Raw genomic sequence first — 20011 nt, 5'->3', positions numbered from 1 at the left:
AGTTGCGAAGTATAGGGAATCGACAAGAAGGATGTAGGTTTAGTCGATAACAATAAAATTTTCCGGGAAATTGAAGTTTTATCTGTGAAGTATTCCAACTTTGCTCGACAATCTTTTTTACTAGTTTTGAAGAGTAAATGAAGAGGGATGAACCTTTCAGCTTTTTTAATTAAACGTTTGATTAGTATGGCATATAGGGAATAGGGTCGAAACACTGCGATTCCGCCATTCTTTTGCTCCTCAAAGAACCGTTCTCCTGGCGTTATATTTTTAATGGAAAAACCTTAGAGATAATGGAAAAACTAAATCACATTTTAGGCATACGTTGACGGAGCCCACCACTCAGAATAAGATGTGAGAAAAAAGAACCAAATGGGAATGAATGGCAGAAACGCTAAATCGTAAATTTGGCAGCGCTATCATTTTTGAGTCCAACGCAGTAAAAGGGGAAGCATGCTTACATAAGCTTCAATATAAAAAGTAGACAGAGGGAGAGGAGAAACAATGAAAAACATGAAAAAGGGCTATTGGTGGCTGGTTTTCTTTTTGGGCATCTTTATTGTGGGGTTATCACCTAACACTAGTTATGCCAAACAGCCAGAATCATCTTATTGGTATCCCGAACAATTATTGAACTGGACTCCAGAGAACGACCCGAATGCTGTGTTTAACCGCAGCCAAATTCCATTAGGCAAACGTGAAGTGTTATACAAGGTCAATGACCATGCCCAGTCAGAAGCGAAGCTAGTGGCTTTATCTGCACTTAACCCAACAACAAGTGGTGTTCCTTCACAAGGTGGGAAAGAGTTTTTGGCAAATACCTTCAGTTATTGGCAATACGTTGACCTTATGGTGTATTGGGCGGGCTCTGCCGGTGAAGGAATCATCGTGCCGCCAAGTGCGGACGTCATTGACGCGGCCCATAAAAACGGCGTGCCAATTTTGGGAAACGTTTTCTTTCCGCCGACTGTATATGGCGGAAAGGTGGAGTGGCTGAACCAAATGCTGACAGAGCGGGAGGACGGCTCTTTCCCTGCTGCGGACAAGTTGCTTGAAGCAGCACGCTATTACGGATTTGACGGCTGGTTTATTAACCAGGAGACCGAAGGCGGAGATAGCAAAACGGCTCAAAAAATGAAGGATTTCCTTGTCTATCTTCAGCAGCATAAGTCAGAAGGCATGCAGATCATGTGGTATGATTCGATGACGAAGGACGGGAAGGTTCGTTGGCAAAATGCGTTGACCGATCAAAACTCAAGCTTCCTGCAGGACGGGGGGTCACGTGTTTCTGACAGTATGTTTTTAAACTTCTGGTGGCGCGACCAGCAGTCTTCTTTTAATAAAGCCCAGGAACTTGGCAGAAGCCCGTATGATGTATTTACCGGGATTGATGTGGAAGCAAATGGGACAGGCACAAACGTTACTTGGGAGGGGATTTTCCCTGAAGGTAAAGCACCATTAACTTCTTTAGGGATTTATCGTCCGGACTGGGCCTTTAAAACGGCTTCCACCATGGAGGAGTTTTATCAGAAGGAAAATGAATTTTGGGTTGGAAAATCCAAAAATCCAGCATCAACCAACAATAATGGGTCCTGGAAAGGGATGGCCCACTATTTTGCCGCTAAAACGGCGATTCAGGAACTTCCTTTTGTGACTCATTTTAATACTGGAAGTGGCAAGTTTTTTACGACAGATGGAAAGACGGTAAGCAATCAATCCTGGAATAACCGCAGTCTGCAGGATCTTCTACCGACCTGGCGCTGGCTGAAGGAAGGCGGGCAGGCTGTTGACGTAGATTTCGATTGGGATACAGCCTATTATGGTGGTAGCTCGTTAAAGCTATCGGGAACGATTGAAGCGGACAACCCAACACATATCAAGCTTTATAAGACCAATCTGCCGATTCAAAAGGATACGGAAATCTCGCTGACTTACAAAACAGATTTGAAAAAACCAAATATGAAAGTGGGAGTCAGCTTCACTGACAACCCAGGCCAATTTGTGTTCTTTGATGTAAAAAAGCAAAGTGGCCAACAGTGGATTACTGACACATTTAACCTTAAAAAATACAGTGATAAAAAAATCGCGGCCATTTCTCTTCTTGTTGAAAGTGACAAGGATGTCCAAGATTTTACGACCAATATCGGAGAAATCAAGATTTATAACAAACAGGAAAAACACGATTCCATCCATGCTCCGAATGATGCAAAGGTCAATGAAATTGAGTTTAACAAGGGAATCTACGCGGATGTTCCTCTTGTCTGGAAGGCGTCTGATTCCGATGTTAGCCACTATGAAATTTACCGGAAGCTGCCGAACAATGAAAAAGAGTTTGTCGGCGCTACCCCTAACCAGGTTTATTACCTTTCCAATCTAAAGCGGGGCGGTAAAGAAAGCAGCACTACATTGGAAATTGTTGCGGTGAGCAAAGAGTTCAAACGCAGCGAGCCAACAGCTGTTACGTTCGATTGGCCGCCGTATCCAAAGCCGGAGGCGAATTTCGGTGCGGATAAAACGGTAGCGGCTCCGGGGCAGGAAATCCAATTTCTTAATAGGTCATCTGAAGTAACCGAAGAATTGGAATGGCAGTTTGAAGGTGGAACCCCGGCTGTGAGCCATGAGGAAAATCCGGTCGTCACTTATGAAAAAGAAGGCGTCTACTCTGTTACCCTGATTGCGAAAAACAGCGAGGGCGAAAGTGTGCTCACAAAAAAAGCGATGATTACCATTTCTGAAGCAGCCAAGGACATTAAAAATGTGGCATTGAACAAGACCGCCATTGCCAGCGGACAATGTTCTCCGACGGAAGCTGCGAAGTTTGCGTTCGATGGCAAAGTAACGGACAACAGTAAATGGTGCGCATTGGGGAATCCTCCTCATTGGTTACAGGTAGATATTGGCGCCCAATATGCCATTTCCAAGTTTGTCATTCGCCATGCAGAGGCGGGCGGGGAACCGCAAGCCTTTAACACCCAGGCATATCGAATTGAAGTAAGCACGGATGGAGAAAATTGGACAGAGGCGGTTAAGGTGACCGATAATACAGCGGCTGTTTCGGAGCACAGCATAGCTTTAACAAACGCACGGTATGTCCGTTTGTGGGTTGACAAGCCGACCCAGGGCGGCGATACGGCTGCGAGGATCTTTGAATTTGAAGTCCATGGATACCTCAATCCGTAGTCTATGAGGAAGCAGGGGGACGGTTCTCCTGTTTCCTATTAATACTCCACTGCTATCAAATGAAGGCTGAATTTTACAATTGAAGGAGCTTCCAAAATTGGAAGTAATATAGGTTAAGAGGAGGAGCAAGATGAGGAAAAAAGGAAGCAGGTTGTTCGGCCGCATTTTAACTGTTTCGGCCGCTTTACTGTTACTAAGTTCAAATGGTGCACCTGGGGCAAAGGCCGCCGTGAATGGGGACGGGACGGACGTTGTCAATGAGAATTATGCGGACAAGCTCAGTCTAAAGCCACTGGCCCCGGCCTTTAGGGTTGACACCCTTCTTAAGTGGTCACCTGAAAATGACCCGGATGCCGAAATAAACCGGGCCAGCGTTCCATTAAACAAAAACCGCTTTAAAGGTTCCCAGGTTAATCCGCTGGCAAACCCAAAGGCTGGTATCACCTCCGCGGCAATTACAACGTGGAATCATGATGAAGCTAGTTCGGTCGGTAGCAATGAATTTAATGTATACGCTTTCGATAACTGGCAATTACTAGACTCCTATATTTACTGGGCAGGAACCAATGAAGGGATTTTTGCCATCCCTACACCGGATATCGTCGATGCCGCCCACCGCAATGGGGTGCCTGTTTATGCCACGCTCGGTTTCCCATGGGGCAGCTCAGCTGAAGGAGTCGCTGAAATCGAAAAGTTCACACAACAGAAACAAGATGGCAGTTTCCCAGTGGCCGACAAGATGATTAAAGTGGCGGAATACTATGGTTTTGATGGCTATTTTTTCAATCAAGAGACGTATGGCGTCAGTAAGGAAACAGCCGAACGCATGAATGAAATGATGCGCTATATTAAACGAAATTCAAGTCTAAATGTCAGCTGGTATGACGCCCAGGACAATAATGGAGCCATCAACTATCAGGATTCCATCAACAGCAAAAATGACATGTATGTGAAACCGGCAGGAGATGGGGTTTCTGCCGTGGATGAGTTCTTTCTAAACTATAACTGGACCACCAGTAAGATTAACACCACCGTAGAAACGATGAAAAGCCATAACCGCAGTCCGTTTGATGCCTATGCAGGTTTTGAAATTCAACAGAATTCGTATAATACAAAAATTAATACGGATGCACTGCTGGATGAAAAGAAACAGCCAAAAGTATCGATTGCCCTTTATGCGCCAAATTCGACCATGGGATTAGCGGCTAATCCGGCCGACTTTCATGAAAAAGAAAACTACTTATGGACAGGTCCACAAGGCGACCCTACCCTTGCCGATGATTCGGCAAATTGGAAAGGGATGGCGCGTTTTGTCACGGATTCATCTGTTATTCAATCCAAGCCGTTTACCACGAACTTTAACAGCGGCCACGGAAAACAATATTTTGTGAATGGAAAAGTCGCAAGCCTCCTTGAGTGGAATAACCGCTCCATCCAGGATATCATGCCGACCTGGCGCTGGTGGATACGCAATGAAGGGAGCAGAATCAAGGTAGCCTATGATTTTGATAAAGCCTTTAATGGGGGCAATTCGCTGAAATTTAGCGGTGCACTTGAACCGGGTTCTGTCAATGACACGATGCTTTACAGCTCAAAACTTCCTATTACGGACACAACAAAGGTCCGTGTCGTTTATCAAAACCAATCGGGAGCTGATATGTCGCTGGGTGTCGCCTATAGTGAAGACTATGCACAAAACAACATGAAATATTATTCGCTGCCTAAATCGGGTGATGGCTGGCAGACAGCGGTTGTCGATCTCGGAAAGGATGCAGGGAAAACAGCTTATGCTTTAAGTCTGAAAGTCAACAACTCTGAAAGAATGGAAAACTACTCTATTCATTTAGGCCAGTTGTCCGTCTTTGACGGTGCGGCTGCCGCTCTAACCAAACCTGCTGATGTGAGAATTTTGGAAAAGATGCCGAAAACAGCGTTTGAGGCGGAGGCCCGTCTAAGCTGGTCCGAGCAAAAGAATATTTTGCATTATGAGATTTACCAGGAGAATGCCGATGGCGTCGAAACACTATTAGGAGTAACACCGAATAACTATTTCTATACACCAAACATTACGAGAACGATAGAGAATGCTTCCGATGATAATATGACGAAACTGAAAGTGGTGCCGGTCAATCAGGATTATGTACGCGGTCAAGCTGCCACAGTCTCTTTTGACTGGGGGATAGGTACGGATGCAACAGAGATCGAGCAAAACCCTACTTCTCCTAATGTGGCGTTAGAGGCGAAGGTAACCTCTGTCTCCGCGGAAAATGCGGCAGAACCTGCCTCTAAAGCACTGGACGGAACAGCACTTGGAAATAGTAAATGGTGCGCAACCAATATGAAAACGGGTTATATGACCATCGATATTGGCGAGGAGAAAACCATCCGCCGCTGGCGCGTTGAACATGCTGAATATGGCGGGGAAGCCCAAAATATGAACACCGTGGATTTTGAGCTGCTTTTTAAAAATGAAAACGGCGAATGGATCAGCGCAAAACGGATCACAGGTAATACGAAAGCTGTGACCGATGTAGTGTTAGATCAGCCTGTTACAGCAAGGGAATTCAAACTGCAAATTAATAATAGCGGTACTTCCCCTTGGGGAGCAATTCGTATCTATGATTGGCAGATGTTTGAAAGTGCTGCCCTGCCGAGAACAGAGAATGTGATGATGCATTTTGTAAAGGCGGAAAATAATGCAGGAGCTGAAGATCAGGTAACGATTGAAAGAGTGAAAAAAGGTCAAACGGTTCGATTATTTAAGTCCTTGAATGCAAAGGAAATTCTCGCAGAAAAGACGTCTGACCAAGACGGAACCATTGTTTTTGAGCATATGGATTTCGGTCCTGAGGCTGGAAGAGTCTATTATACTGTCCAGCAGGAAGATGAAAGAGAAAGCCTGAGGTTCAGTTCCGCTTACTTGAACGAACAGGTAACCGAAGTCATTCATCGAATCAGCGCGCTTCCTGATGTGGATGAATTGACGCTTGATGATAAGAGTAAGGTCAATGACTGTAAAGTTGCCTACAACAAGCTTCATCCAACTCTACGAAACCAGGTCACCAACTATGACCGTCTGGTTCAGTTAATGAATCGGATGGAGGAATTAAAAAAGAACTTTAATAATGGAAACCGATAAATAGGAGAAGGGGGCAGTCCTCATTGCACAAAAGCAATGAAGGCGGCCCCCATTTTTCATGAACTATTTTTAGAAACACTGTAAAATCCATAGGACTTACGAGTAATCTATTGCTCCATTTTCTTGGATTGTTAAAATGAAATCAAAGTAAATGATAGCGTTTTCGAAATCGCTGAAATAAAGGAAAGCAGGTAAGAAGCAATGAATAAAACTGCACATATTATCTCTCACTCCCACTGGGACAGGGAATGGTACTTGCCTTTTGAAAAGCACCGTTACTATTTCATAAAGCTGATGAATGAAATGATCGATCAGTTTAAAAAAGAAGGAAATGCCTTTCAAGCATTCCATCTAGATGGCCAGACCGTTCTTTTGGAAGATTATTTTGTTGTTCATCCGGAAAACCGGGAGATTGTTAAACAATTAATCAATGAGAAAAAGCTGCATATCGGACCGTGGTATGTGCTGCAGGATGCTTTTTTAACAAGCTCTGAAGCAAATGTCCGAAACCTGCAAATAGGTCTAAATGATAGCAAAGCCTATGGGCATGTCTCAAAAATTGGCTATTTTCCTGACACGTTCGGCATTTATGGGCAGGCGCCCCAGCTTTTAAAACAGGCCGGGATTGATACAGCTGCCTTTGGAAGGGGCGTAAAACCGACCGGCTTTAATAACACGGTATCCGATTCTCCTGATTATGAATCTCCTTATTCCGAGATGATTTGGTCAGCACCAGACGGCTCCACTGTATTGGGCATTCTTTTTGCCAATTGGTACTCCAACGGAAATGAAATCCCGGTGGACGAAACGGAAGCGAAAAAATTCTGGGATCAAAAGCTGCGGGATGCAGAAAAATATGCGTCCACCAATCAGTTATTGTTTTTGAATGGCTGCGACCACCAGCCGCTGCAAAAAACGATTCCACAGGCCATTGAAACCGCATCGGTTTTATATCCTGATTACACATTTAAACATTCAAGTTTTGATGAATATCGAGAGGCTTTAAAAGATGCTCTTCCTGAGAAGCTGCAGGTCATTGAAGGCGAATTGCGCAATCAGCGGACGGATGGCTGGTCGACGCTAGTCAATACCGCATCCAGCCGGATTTATTTGAAGCAATGGAACAACCGCTGTCAAACCCTTTTGGAGAAGATAGCCGAACCGCTCGCCAGCATGGCCTTTTTAGCAGGCGGGACGTACCCAAGGGAATATCTTCGCTTCATGTGGAAATCATTGATGAAAAATCACCCGCATGACAGCATTTGCGGCTGCAGCGTTGATGAGGTGCATCGTGAAATGGTAACCCGCTTTGAAACCGTTTCGCAAATGGGAGAGGTATTTGTCCAGGAACATGCAGCAGAGCTTGCTGAAAAAATTGATACCTCGAGCGCACCGGAGGGCGGAATTCCTCTTGTTGTCTTGAATACTACGGGATGGAATAAAGATGAAGTAGTCACGAAAACAGTCGATTTGGAGAAGGTGTATTTTTCCCAAATGCATTTCGAACAAATTCCAGTCTATTTACAGGACAAAGATATGCCGGCCTACAAGCTGGTGGATCAAGCCGGCAAGACCATCGAATTTGATTTAGAAAACCCAGTGGTTGAGTTTGGCTATGATTTACCGGATGACAAATTCCGCCAGCCGTTTTTTGCCAAACGGGCCAAGCTGTCCTTCTATGCAGAAAACATACCAGCATTCGGCTACAAGACATTTTATCTTGTTCCCGAGGAGGAGCCTGCCGGGCAGCAACGAGAACACTCGGCTCATGGCGGTATGGAGATGGAAAATGAATATGTTCACCTCCTGTTCCATGAAGACGGGACCTATGATCTGACGAATAAAGCATCAGGCAAGACTTTCTATCGTCTCGGTATTTATGAGGACACAGGGGATGTCGGAAATGAATATATGTTCAAGGAAGCAAAAGGACAGGAGCAGATTACGACAAAGGGTGTTCCAGCCGAAGTTCGTTTCATTGAAAAAACACCGCTGCGGACAGAGCTTGAATTTACACATACCTTAATCATTCCGGTTTCAGCGGACGATCGCTTGGCGATTGAACGGAATCGCCTGATTTGGCATAAGGAACGAGCGGCAGGCCGAGCGTGCGAAACCACGGCAATCACGCTGCGTACAGTTGTGACGCTCGAAAAAGGAATGAAGGGTCCAGCCTTTAAGCTGACCATTGACAATCAAGCGGCCGATCACCGCCTGCGTGTCTTGTTCCCAACCGGATTGCAAACAAAAACACATCAAGCGGACAGTATTTTTGAAATTGTGACCCGCCCGAATACGCCGGAAATAGAATGGGAGAATCCTAGCTTCTGTCATCATCAGCAGCGCTTCTCAAGCCTGGCGGATGACGAGATAGGTTTAACCGTGGCAACGGATGGTCTTCAGGAATATGAAATCCTGCCAGCGGATGGAACGATTGCCCTCACCGTGCTTCGTTCCGTTGCAGAGCTTGGCGACTGGGGCTACTTCCCGACACCGGAGGCCCAGTGCCGGGGTATCCAAACAGCCGAGTGGCAAGTGCTCATGCATGAAAAAGATGTGATTATGTCTAACGCATTTGTGGATGCTTATCAATATAAAGTTCCCCTTCAGGTGATCCAGACAAGCGCTCATAAGGGAACATTGCCAGGCGACCACAGGTTCGTGAAGTGGGAGTCTGAGGGCCTTGCGTGGTCATCGATGAAAGTGGCGGAAGAATGTGATGATGTCATGATCCGCTGGTTTAATCCCGCACCAACGAGCCAAAGTCTTAAGGCTTCAGCACAGCCGGATTTTGCCACCTACAAGAGTACGATACTTGAAGAACAAACCAAGGATTCTAGCGATCTGTATGAAGTGGCTGGCTATGAAATTATTACACTAGGTTTTCAACCAAAAAGATAGGAGAGGGATAAGATGACGGCAGTAATTCCAAAATCGATGCAAAAATTGATCCAACATGTGAAGGAAAGTTTTCCGGGGGATGAAAAATTACACCGTATGTTTGAACAATGCTTTGTCAATACGTATACCACAACACTGAACAAACAAGAAGACGGAAAAACGTTTGTCGTAACGGGAGACATCCCGGCGATGTGGCTAAGAGACTCAGCCGCACAAGTGCGCCCCTATTTAATTGCTGCAGAGGAGGACGCGGAACTGGCTGATTTACTCGAAGGGGTCATTCGCCAGCAATTCGCCTTTATCTTACATGATCCTTATGCAAATGCGTTTAATGAAACGGCTAACAGCAGGGGGCATCAAACCGATCTTACCCAGATGACCCCTTATATTTGGGAACGAAAATATGAAATTGACTCCCTATGCTATCCAATTCAGCTTGCCTATCTATTTTGGAAGTCGACAGGACGTACAGCCTATATAAAAGAAACGTTCCAAGAAGTACTGGAGACGATTATCCAGGTGTGGGGGACGGAGCAGGATCATGAAAAACAGTCATCTTACCGGTTTGAACGGGCGGATGTGCGCCAATCCGATACCTTAATCCGTGATGGAAAAGGAGGGCGTGTGGTACCGACGGGAATGACATGGAGTGCCTTCCGTCCAAGTGATGATGCTTGCACATACGGATACCTGGTTCCGGCCAATATGTTTGCTGTTGTCGTGTTAGGATATGCGGCGGAAATGTGTGAAGAGGTGTTAAAGGATTCTTCCTTGAAACAAGAGTGCATAAAACTTCGTGACGAAATCAAGCAGGGGATTGAACAATATGCAAAATTAGACCACCCGATTTACGGTAAGATGTACGTCTATGAAACTGACGGGGAAGGCCGCGTCCATTTGATGGATGACGCCAATGTTCCAAGTTTGCTTGCGGCCCCATATCTAGGGTATCAACCGTTCGATGATGAGACGTATATCAATACACGAAAGTTCCTTTTAAGCAGGGATAATCCGTACTATTACGAAGGGAAGTACGCCAATGGCATAGGCAGCCCGCATACGCCAGACCACTACATTTGGCATATAGCCCTGGCCATCCAAGGGATGACTGCGACAAGTGAAGAGGAAAAACAGCAGATATTAGCTTATTTTAAAAACACAGATGGCGGTACGAATTTTATGCACGAAGGTTTTAACGCTGATTGTCCTGAGGAATTTACAAGGGACTGGTTCGCGTGGGCTAACACGATGTTTAGTGAATTTGTGCTAAGTCTAACCGGTAAAGCAGTGAAAGGCAGTCCGCTTTATCAGCAATTCCTGATAAAGAATCAAGTGTAGATCATTATCGGAGAGGGTGGTGTAAGGATGGAAAAAAGTCCATGGATCATCGTGGTTTGTGAATGGATCTGGAAGGCAATCTCAGCAAATGTATGCTGGATTGCCTTTACCGCCTTGGGATTAGGGGTTTTTGGCTTTTTCCCTGCAACAGTGGCCCTGTTTACCATTGTTCGTAAATGGCAGAGAAAAGATACCGATTTCCCTGTTTGGAAGACGTTTAAGCATGTGTATTTCAAAGAATGGAAGAGAAGCAATGGAATAGGCCTTGTTTTTTACAGCATTGGCCTTTTTCTTTTTATCGATATCAGGATTACAGAGAGCTTTATGTCAGGTGTTTTTGGCAGTTTTCTTTCGATTATCCTTTACATTCTAGTGATGATCCTATTATTGGCTGTAAGCTATTTCTTTGCCGTCTATGTCCATTATGAGTATTCCAGTAAGGAATATATCAAACAGTCCTTTTTAATTACATTGACCAGTTTGCCTTTCACCCTATTGATTGGAATCGGTTTTTTTGTTATTGGCTATTTGATTAATCAGTATCCAGGCCTAATACCGTTTATTTCCGCGGTGGCTCCTGCCTATTGGATGATGAGGGTTTGTCTCAGCCGGTTTGCCTTTTTAGAGAAAAGAGCCCAGCAGCTTTAACTATTGTTTAAAATTTGGAAAGAACAGGGGGATTACATGTGGAACTGTACTTAAAGGGAGACACATCTTCTATAGCAGATGGTCTTAAGATGGTATCAAAACGATTAAATATTCACCTTTCTACTGATGGTTATCCAATTCAAGTGATAAATCAAAAAGGTCCGTTAAGGGTTTTAAATATAAACGGCCGAGGGGAAATATCGTTTGAAAAGCCGATTCATTTTTTTCGGGCTTTAGGACTGTGGCTTGAACATTTTCAAAAAAGTAATGAATTCGATTTAACAGAAAATCCTCAGTTTAGCATGAGTGGTGTGATGCTGGATGCGTCGAGAAATGCCGTACCAACCGTTAGGGAAGTAGAGAAGCTTCTCGAGCACATGGCGGTGATGGGATTAGATACCCTAATGCTCTATACAGAGGACACGTACGAGGTAAAGGAATATCCTTATTTTGGCTATATGCGGGGAAGGTATACGTTTGAGGAATTAAAAGCATGTGATGAATATGCCGCAAAGTTGGGGATTGAAATGATCCCTTGTATTCAAACCTTGGGACACTTGCGGGAAGCCCTTAAATGGAATTATGCCTCTGGCATGAAGGACACAGATGATATCTTACTCGTTGACGAGCCTAAAACATATGAGTTTTTAGAGAGTTGTCTAAAAGCGGCCTCAGAGCCATTTCGCACCAAACGGATTCATATCGGCATGGACGAGACGTTTCAGCTTGGCTTAGGTAAATATTTAGAGAAGCATGGTTATGAACACCATATTGATCTGATGAATAGGCATTTGCAAAAGGTTGTCTCGATTACCGATAGACTAGGTCTAAAACCGATGATTTGGAGCGATATGTATTTCCCGCTGTTTGCGGAAAACAGCCCCTATAAGGATGACAGCGGCAGCATCCGCCAAGAAATTCTTGAAGGGATTCCGGACGTGGAGCTTGTTTATTGGAACTATTACCGGAAAGAACAAGAAGTGTATGAACGAGATTTTCAAAACCATAAGCTTCTCGGTTCCACTCCGATTTTTGCCGGAGGGGCTTGGACTTGGAGTGGACTGGCGCCGAACTATGGCAAGGCGATTGTCACCACAGAAGCCGCACTGGCTGCCTGTAAAAAGGAAGGAATTAAGGAGATTTTCGTGACACTATGGGGGGATAACGGGGCAGAAACGCCGTTTGCGGCCGCCAGCCCAATCCTGCAATTGTTTGCTGAGCACACTTATCAAAAGGAAGTCCCGATGGAAAGGGTGTCAGAGCGTTTTGAATTTTGCAGTCACGGGCATTTAACCGATTTGCTGAAGTTGAAATTATTGGATGAGACACCGGGTGTCATGAAGGATAACATGAATTCTTCGATGACGTCGAAAGTGCTGCTCTACCAAGATAGTTTAATAGGTTTATATGATGAGAACGTCCGCGGACTTGCTTTAGGAGAGCACTATCAGCAGCTGGTGCCCGTGTTTGAAAAAGCCAAGCAGGAGAATCCGGCATGGGAAGGCTTGTTTGATTTATATGAACAACTGGCGAGGGTTCTCGCTGACAAAGCGGAAATTGGCATCAACATCCTAGAGGCATATCGAAATTCCGATTATGAGCAAATGAAATCCATTCTTATTACCTTGGATAGAATCCAAGCAAATGTTGATCTTTTAAGGAAAAAGCATCGAGACATCTGGTTTGCCGCGTACAAACCATTTGGCTGGGAAGTGATCGATATTCGTTATGGCGGCATCATAACCCGGATTGAGTCCGTCAAATACCGGATTCAGGAGTGGCTCGAGGGAAGGATTCCCCGGTTGGAAGAATTAGAAGAAAAACGGTTGCGTCATGATGGACCATGGGAAATGGCTGACGGGATGGTAGGCGGCAATATATATCACCGGATCGTTACCGCAGGAAACTTTTCATTATAATAACTAGTCCTAACGAGGTGAAATTATGTTCTTAACAGATAGAAAATTTGAAGCACGCATCAGGGAATTAGAGGGTTATCGGTACCGGGACATGACGGCGATCAACTCATTTTACGCACAGGAAGATGATGGGGCCATCGGTGCCTATCCTCCGGCTGCCTATAATGAACAACATGTGCTGAAAATCGGCGACTACTGGAAAGGCCGCGATCGCTATATTTGGCTTCATGCAGAGATTGATACTCATTTGCCCTATGCCGATCAGCAGATTGCGGGTCTTTTCTCGTTTGGAAAAACGGGCGGGGGTAATAATTCAGGCTTTGAATCCCTTCTCTTTATCAATGGCAAGCCTTATCAAGGTGTCGATTCCAACCATGAAGAAGTTCTTTTTGATGACGAAACCGCTAAGGGGCCGATTCGCTTGGATTTCCGGCTCTGGTCAGGACTTGAGGGCGGAGGGAACCCGCAGGAAAATGAATTTAAACTGGAAATGGCAGCGATCGGCTGGCTGGATCGCCGGGTAGATAACCTCTATTACACGCTTTTGGCCGCCTATGAGGTGTTAAAGGAAATTAGTGAGTCCGACTCCGCCTATCCCATTTTGAAAAAGATGATTTCTAATGCATTGCAATGGATTAATTGGACCGAACCTGGCAGTCCTGAATTTTATCAATCCTGTTATAGGGCGGAGGAAAGCCTTACAGAGGCGATTCAGTCATTTTCCAAATCATCCGATATCACCATCCACACAGTCGGCCATACTCATATTGATGTGGCGTGGCTTTGGCGGTTAAAAAATACAAGGGAGAAGGCCGCTCGTTCCTTTTCAACGGTCTTGCATCTAATGAAGCAATTCCCTGACTATTTATTCTTGCAAACACAGCCGCAGCTCTATGACTATATCAAAACGGATTATCCTGAGATTTACGCCCAAATAAAGGATAGAGTGGCAGAAGGCAATTGGGAAGCTGGCGGTGCGATGTGGCTTGAGGCTGACTGTAATATTCCGAGCGGCGAATCGCTTGTCCGCCAAATTCTTCACGGGAAAAACTTTTTTAAAGAAGAGTTTGGTGTCGATTGTAAGTATCTATGGCTGCCGGATGTATTTGGCTACAGTTGGGCCCTGCCGCAAATCTTAACAAAATCAGGTATCAAAACGATGATGACGACTAAAATCAGCTGGAATCAGTATAATCGGATGCCGCATGATACCTTTCACTGGAAAGGTATCGATGGGACGGAGATTTTAACGCATTTTATTACGACGCCGGAACCATGGAATTCCCCGGACTCTTGGTTCTATACGTATAATGGCTTTATTACCGCGAAAACGGTGAATGGCGCTTGGAAAGGGTATCGTGATAAGGATTTATCCAAGGATTTGCTTCTTTCCTATGGATATGGTGATGGCGGCGGCGGTGTCAACCGTCATATGCTAGAAATGCGCCGCCGATTTGATTTGCTGCCAGGGATGCCGAATGTTAAAACCTCGACAGCCGGGGAATTCTTTGACAAGCTGCATCAAAATGTTTCAGAAGCGAATGGCTATATCCATAAATGGGATGGCGAGCTGTACCTCGAATACCATCGGGGCACCTATACAAGCCAAGCATTTATGAAGCAGATGAATCGAAAATTGGAGCTTTTATACAGACGGGCCGAATTCCTCACTTCATGGCTTTCTGAAAATGGCCAATGGATGGGAAATGATGAGCTAAAAGACGGCTGGAAGATTATTTTGCGTAATCAATTCCATGATATTATTCCTGGCTCCTCCATTCATGAGGTGTATGAGGATGCCAAGGAAGAATACAAAGAGGCACACGAGTTAGTTCAAAGCCTGGAATCCCGTATCATCGAGCATGGAGTGGAACAGGATGACCGCTCAATCGTGCTCTTTAACACGACCCACCATCAGAGTAAGAAAAATGTGGCGGTCCCTCAATTTGCCGATCATGCTTGCGGTGTCTGGAAAAACAGTAAGGGAGAATTCCTAACCCATCAAAAACGGGATAACGGCTGGCTCATTGAGGTCGACACTCTTCCATCCTTTGGTGCCAAGACTTTATTATTTGAGCCGGTGGGAACCGTTCAGGAAACCAAATCAAATTTTATCTATCAGGACCTAAAATTGGAAACACCGTATTACCTTGTTGAATGGAATGAATTTGGCCAAATGACGTCTCTCTTTGATAAGGAAGTGGGTCGTCAAGTTCTCGCTGAGAATCAAAAAGCGAATATCCTGCAAATTTTTGAAGATAAGCCGCTTGCCCATGATGCTTGGGATATCGACCTCTTCTATCAAGAAAAAATGGAGGAAATCCGTCATTTAGTGACGTTTGAAGTAGTGGAAAATGGTGAATTGACGTTTACGATTCTTGCCAAGTGGACGTATCACCATTCTGAAATTTCTCAGCGGATCGTATTTTACAAAAATGACCGCCGCATTGATTTTGAAACAACGGTGGATTGGCATGAAAAGAGAAAATTACTGAAGGCAGCTTTCCCTGTGGGTATCCGCGCAACCGAGGCGACCTATGATATTCAATATGGAAATGTAAAGCGCCCGACCCATTGGAATACGAGCTGGGATATGGCCAAATTTGAAACGGTTGGACATCAATGGGCCGACCTGTCAGAACCAGACTATGGGGTAAGTTTACTGAACGATTCCAAATATGGCTATGATATCAAAGAAAATACCATGCGGCTTACCTTGCTAAAATCAGCGGTTCATCCAGATCCGCAAGCTGATCAGGGAACACATTCGTTTGTTTATTCACTTTATCCACATATAGGGGATTGGCGCCATGCGAAGACGGTTGAAAAAGCATGGGATCTAAATGACCCTATTCTGGCTGTGGAAGGGAAATGGGAAAAAGAGGAGTCATTCCTGGCAATCGATTCGGACCATGTTTGGATTGATGCGATTAAGCCGGCTCACGATGGCAACGGGATCATCATCCGCCTGCATGAATATGAAGGACGGAGGGGTAAAGTCTCTCTGGACGTTCTTAGAGGCATCACCTCATGGGTGGAGACCAATTTAATGGAAGAACCAATTGGAGAAGAATCTGCATCCCCAATTGAGGTTGAAATCAAGCCTTATGAGATTAAGACTTTAAGAGTTTTATAGGGAAAAAATGACCGACTGGACCATTCCAGTCGGTTATTGTCTTTTTTCGCCTAATTGTTGTAAAAACTTCTAAGATTTTTGCACTTAATCCTAAATTAGTCAACTATAAATAGTCCTCTTTTCACTATAGAATAAGGGTATGGAAGTGCTTACATAAAAGCGGGAGGAGGACAAAGATGAAACGGATATTGAACGATCTTTATAAAAATCGAGTTTGGCTGCTTATGGTTTTACCAGGCACCATTTGGCTGCTGCTATTCTCGTATTTGCCGATGTTTGGACAGGTTTTGGCCTTTAAAAAATTTCGGATTGATCCAGATGGTTTTTTTGCCAGCGTGATGAATAGTGAATGGGTTGGCCTAGACAACTTCAAATATTTATTTAGTACGAATGATGCGTGGATTATTACAAGAAATACCATACTCTATAACCTTATCTTTATTGTATTAGGGCTAGTAACTGCGGTGGCAACAGCCATCTTGCTCAGTGAGTTAATCAATAAGAGGCTATCAAAGGTTTACCAAACTTCTATCTTGTTCCCACATTTTATTTCTTGGGTTATTGGCAGTTACTTTGTTTTCACTTTTTTGAGTACAGAACACGGTTTGTTAAATCATATCCTTGGCTGGTTTCATGTTGACCCTGTTTCGTGGTATAGCGAGTCGAAATATTGGCCGGTTATTATCGTGTTTATGAGCATGTGGAAAGGTGTAGGTTACGGCAGTATCGTTTATTTAGCATCCATCGTTGGGATTGACCGGAGTTATTATGAGGCAGCAATGATTGATGGCGCTTCAAAATGGAAGCAAATTAAACATGTTACCTTGCCAATGCTTAAGCCATTAATGATTATCTTAACCATCATGAATATTGGCCGGATCTTCAACTCGGATTTCGGGTTGTTTTATCAAGTGCCAAGAGATTCGGGAGCATTATATGGAGTAACAAATGTTATTGATACATTCGTATACCGCGGTCTTATGAATCTTGGGGATATTGGTATGAGTACGGCAGCAGGTCTATATCAGTCGGCTGTTGGATTTATCCTCGTTATCATTACCAACTATATTGTACGAAAAGTGGATGAGGAAAGTGCCTTGTTTTAATGTTCATTTCTTTACGAAGGGAGGAAAAGTCGCCCGGCGGCTACTTATATGCCAAAACTAGAACAAACCCATTCATCGCTTGCTTTTTCAAAACCAGTAGAAGAAATTAAAGGAGGGGAGGCAAAGACAACCAGGAAAAAGTATCGAGACCCTCAACATATGCATCCGGCTGCTAATGCCATTATTGCTGTGCTGCTTGGGATTCTCGCGTTTACGTGTGTCTTTCCTTTTATCTATGTCATTATTATTTCGTTTACAAGTGAGGAAAGTATTGTCAGGAATGGTTTTCAATTGATCCCGAAGGAATGGAGCATGGATGCTTATCATTATCTGTGGAGTATGAAGGAGTCCTTTTTCCGCTCTTATGGTGTCACGATTTTTATTACGATTTTCGGTACCATTATCAGTGTGTTCATGATAACCTTTTATGCCTACGCGATTTCAAGACCGCAATTTAAGTATCGAAGATTTTTCACATTCCTGGCATTCTTTACGATGCTGTTCAGCGGCGGGTTGGTACCGACTTACATCGTCGTCACTCAATTTTTACATTTGAAAAATTCGATTTGGGCGTTGATCCTGCCACTTGCAATGAATGCGTTTTATATTATCATCATGAGAACTTTCTTCTTAAAGTCTGTTTCTGAATCGATTTTAGAATCGGCCAGAATAGATGGAGCAAGTGAATGGCGAATTTTTTTCCAAATCATATTCCCGCTTTCCTTACCGGGAATTGCTACGATTGCACTGTTTAGTACACTGGGTTATTGGAATGACTGGTTTACCGCTTTGCTTTATATTGATAACCCTAATCTGGTACCGCTTCAAGCTTTATTGATGAAAATAGAGGCAAATCTTGAGTTTATGAGAAAAAATATGGATGTAGCTATCATGCAGAAAAGTTTATTTGATACCATCCCGCAAGAATCAGCCAAAATGGCTATGGTTGTGATCGCCACCTTACCAATTGCCGTCTCGTACCCGTTCTTTCAAAAGTACTTTATTAGCGGACTGACAATTGGCGGCGTTAAAGAATAACTAACAGAAAGAGGAGAAAAGGAATGAAGAAAAAGAAACTTGGTATTATTCTCGCATCCGTTCTGGCAGCCGGAACCCTGTTATCTGCCTGCAGCAGCAAAGACAGTGCCACATCAGAAAAGGGCGGTAAAAATGGCGCGCCATATGAAATTAAATGGTACACCATTGGAACCCCGCAAAAAGATACTGATAAGGTTTTTGCAGAGGTGAACAAATATACAAAGAAAAAAATCAATGCCACAGTGAAAATGACGCAAATTGACTGGGGCGATTGGGATCAAAAGTCACAAGTAATGATTAATTCAGGGGAATCCTTTGATATTATCTTTACAAATGGCACCTCTTACGTTCAAAATGCCCAAAAAGGTGCATTCCTCGCCATTGATGATCTGTTAAATAAGGAAGGTAAAGCACTAAAAGACGTAATCAACCCTGACTTATTAGAAGGAAATAAAGTTGACGGTAAACTTTACGGCGTCCCTACTAACAAAGAGGTGGCCAGACAAGATGTATATACATTTAACAAACGCCTTGTTGATAAATATAAATTTGATCTTTCGAAGGTAAAAACGTTACAAGACCTTGAGCCAATGCTGAAGACGATTAAAGAGAATGAATCTGGTGTTACACCAATGGCAACCTTTAAAGCACCTTTACGCTTTGATTATGTCTTCAATAATGAAATGCCTTTTGCCTTCCCGTTTGAAGGTGATACTAACAAAGTGGTCAATCCATTTGACACGGATACTGCTATGAAACAATTTAAAACCATGCGCGAGTACTATAAAGCTGGCTATCTTAAAGAAGATGCCGCAACAAGTAAAGACAGCTGGCCAATGGATGTAGAAAACTGGTTTGTCCGCATGGGCGGTTCCCAGCCATATGCTGATTTACTATGGTCCCGTTCTGCCAAGTATGAATTAGTATCTGTTCCTGCTGAACAACCAACGATTGTAAATGATTCTGTTTCTGGTTCGATTCAAGCGATTTCAGCAACATCAAAGAATCCGGAAAAAGCTATGGAATTTTTAACGCTGCTCAATACAGATCCATATCTCCGCAACCTTGTTGATAAAGGAATTGAAGGAGTACATTACAAGAAGAATGCAGATGGCACGATTGAAGACCTGCCTGCACGTATCGACGGATATAATATGCCATCTTACTCTTTAGGCAACCACTTTATCTTGGATTTGTACAAGGACGATCCAAAAGATAAATGGGAAAAGTTCAAGGAATTTAACGCTTCTGCTGTAAAGGCACCATCACTTGGTTTCAAATTTAATAGTGATCCAGTTCGCTCAGAGCTTGCTTCCATTACCAACATCTCGAAAGAGTTTTACCCGGCATTGGCCACAGGTTCGGTTGATCCGGAAACATACCTGCCAAAATTCAATAAAAAGCTGAAAGAGGCTGGACTTGACAAGGTGTTAAAAGAAATCCAAAAGCAATATGATGAGTGGAAAAGCTCACAAAAATAAGTAAAAAAAAATCAAGCTGGGTGGAGTAGTCCGGCTTGATTTTATTTCGAGGATAGATGAATTTACCTGGAACGGCAAAGAAAGTTAGCTAGTCTTCGATCCTTTCTATTGTGTTACACTTGAAC

10 protein-coding genes are annotated in these 20011 nt (G+C 43.9%); all 10 read left to right on the top strand.

All coding sequences use genetic code 11. The features are described 5' to 3' along the window. The first annotated feature begins 504 nt into the window (after positions 1-504). The 10 genes from AAHB15_RS17700 (at position 505) to AAHB15_RS17655 (ending at position 19886) form a co-directional block, all read left to right on the top strand. On the top strand, positions 505-3180 hold the full coding sequence (locus tag AAHB15_RS17700; RefSeq protein ID WP_342042964.1) for an endo-beta-N-acetylglucosaminidase: 2676 nt from the start codon (positions 505-507) through the stop codon (positions 3178-3180). Positions 3181-3310: 130 nt separating this feature from the next. Then, positions 3311-6319 carry an endo-beta-N-acetylglucosaminidase gene (locus AAHB15_RS17695; protein ID WP_342042963.1) on the top strand — a complete coding sequence of 1003 codons (3009 nt, stop codon included), beginning with the start codon at positions 3311-3313 and terminating at the stop codon, positions 6317-6319. Between the two features lie 201 nt (positions 6320-6520). Then, complete coding sequence (locus AAHB15_RS17690; protein ID WP_342042962.1) at positions 6521-9220, top strand: alpha-mannosidase; 2700 nt, start codon at positions 6521-6523, stop codon at positions 9218-9220. A gap of 12 nt (positions 9221-9232) precedes the next feature. Further along, positions 9233-10558: a glycoside hydrolase family 125 protein gene (locus AAHB15_RS17685; protein WP_342042961.1), complete on the top strand. Its 1326-nt coding sequence runs from the start codon at positions 9233-9235 to the stop codon at positions 10556-10558. Between the two features lie 27 nt (positions 10559-10585). After that, the gene (locus tag AAHB15_RS17680; protein WP_342042960.1) at positions 10586-11206 is read left to right on the top strand and encodes a YesL family protein; all 621 of its coding nucleotides are present in this window, start codon (positions 10586-10588) and stop codon (positions 11204-11206) included. Between the two features lie 38 nt (positions 11207-11244). Beyond that, a complete protein-coding gene (locus AAHB15_RS17675) occupies positions 11245-13125 on the top strand; it encodes a beta-N-acetylhexosaminidase (RefSeq protein WP_342042959.1) in 1881 nt (626 codons plus the stop codon). A 25-nt stretch (positions 13126-13150) separates the two neighbouring features. Then, positions 13151-16261 (top strand): alpha-mannosidase, encoded by a 3111-nt coding sequence (locus tag AAHB15_RS17670; protein WP_342042958.1) that lies wholly within the window; start codon positions 13151-13153, stop codon positions 16259-16261. Positions 16262-16437: 176 nt separating this feature from the next. Continuing rightward, a complete protein-coding gene (locus AAHB15_RS17665; protein ID WP_342042957.1) occupies positions 16438-17367 on the top strand; it encodes an ABC transporter permease in 930 nt (309 codons plus the stop codon). Positions 17368-17526: 159 nt separating this feature from the next. Continuing rightward, positions 17527-18405 carry a carbohydrate ABC transporter permease gene (locus AAHB15_RS17660; RefSeq protein WP_342043021.1) on the top strand — a complete coding sequence of 293 codons (879 nt, stop codon included), beginning with the start codon at positions 17527-17529 and terminating at the stop codon, positions 18403-18405. A 23-nt stretch (positions 18406-18428) separates the two neighbouring features. Further along, the gene (locus tag AAHB15_RS17655; protein WP_342042956.1) at positions 18429-19886 is read left to right on the top strand and encodes an ABC transporter substrate-binding protein; all 1458 of its coding nucleotides are present in this window, start codon (positions 18429-18431) and stop codon (positions 19884-19886) included. The last annotated feature ends 125 nt before the right edge of the window (positions 19887-20011 follow it).

It is taken from the genome of Bacillus sp. OTU2372, from assembly GCF_038440275.1.
Classification (GTDB): Bacteria; Bacillota; Bacilli; order Bacillales; family Cytobacillaceae; genus Neobacillus; species Neobacillus bataviensis_B.
Note: the sequence above shows the minus strand (reverse complement) of the source record. Positions and strands in the feature narration are given on the sequence as shown.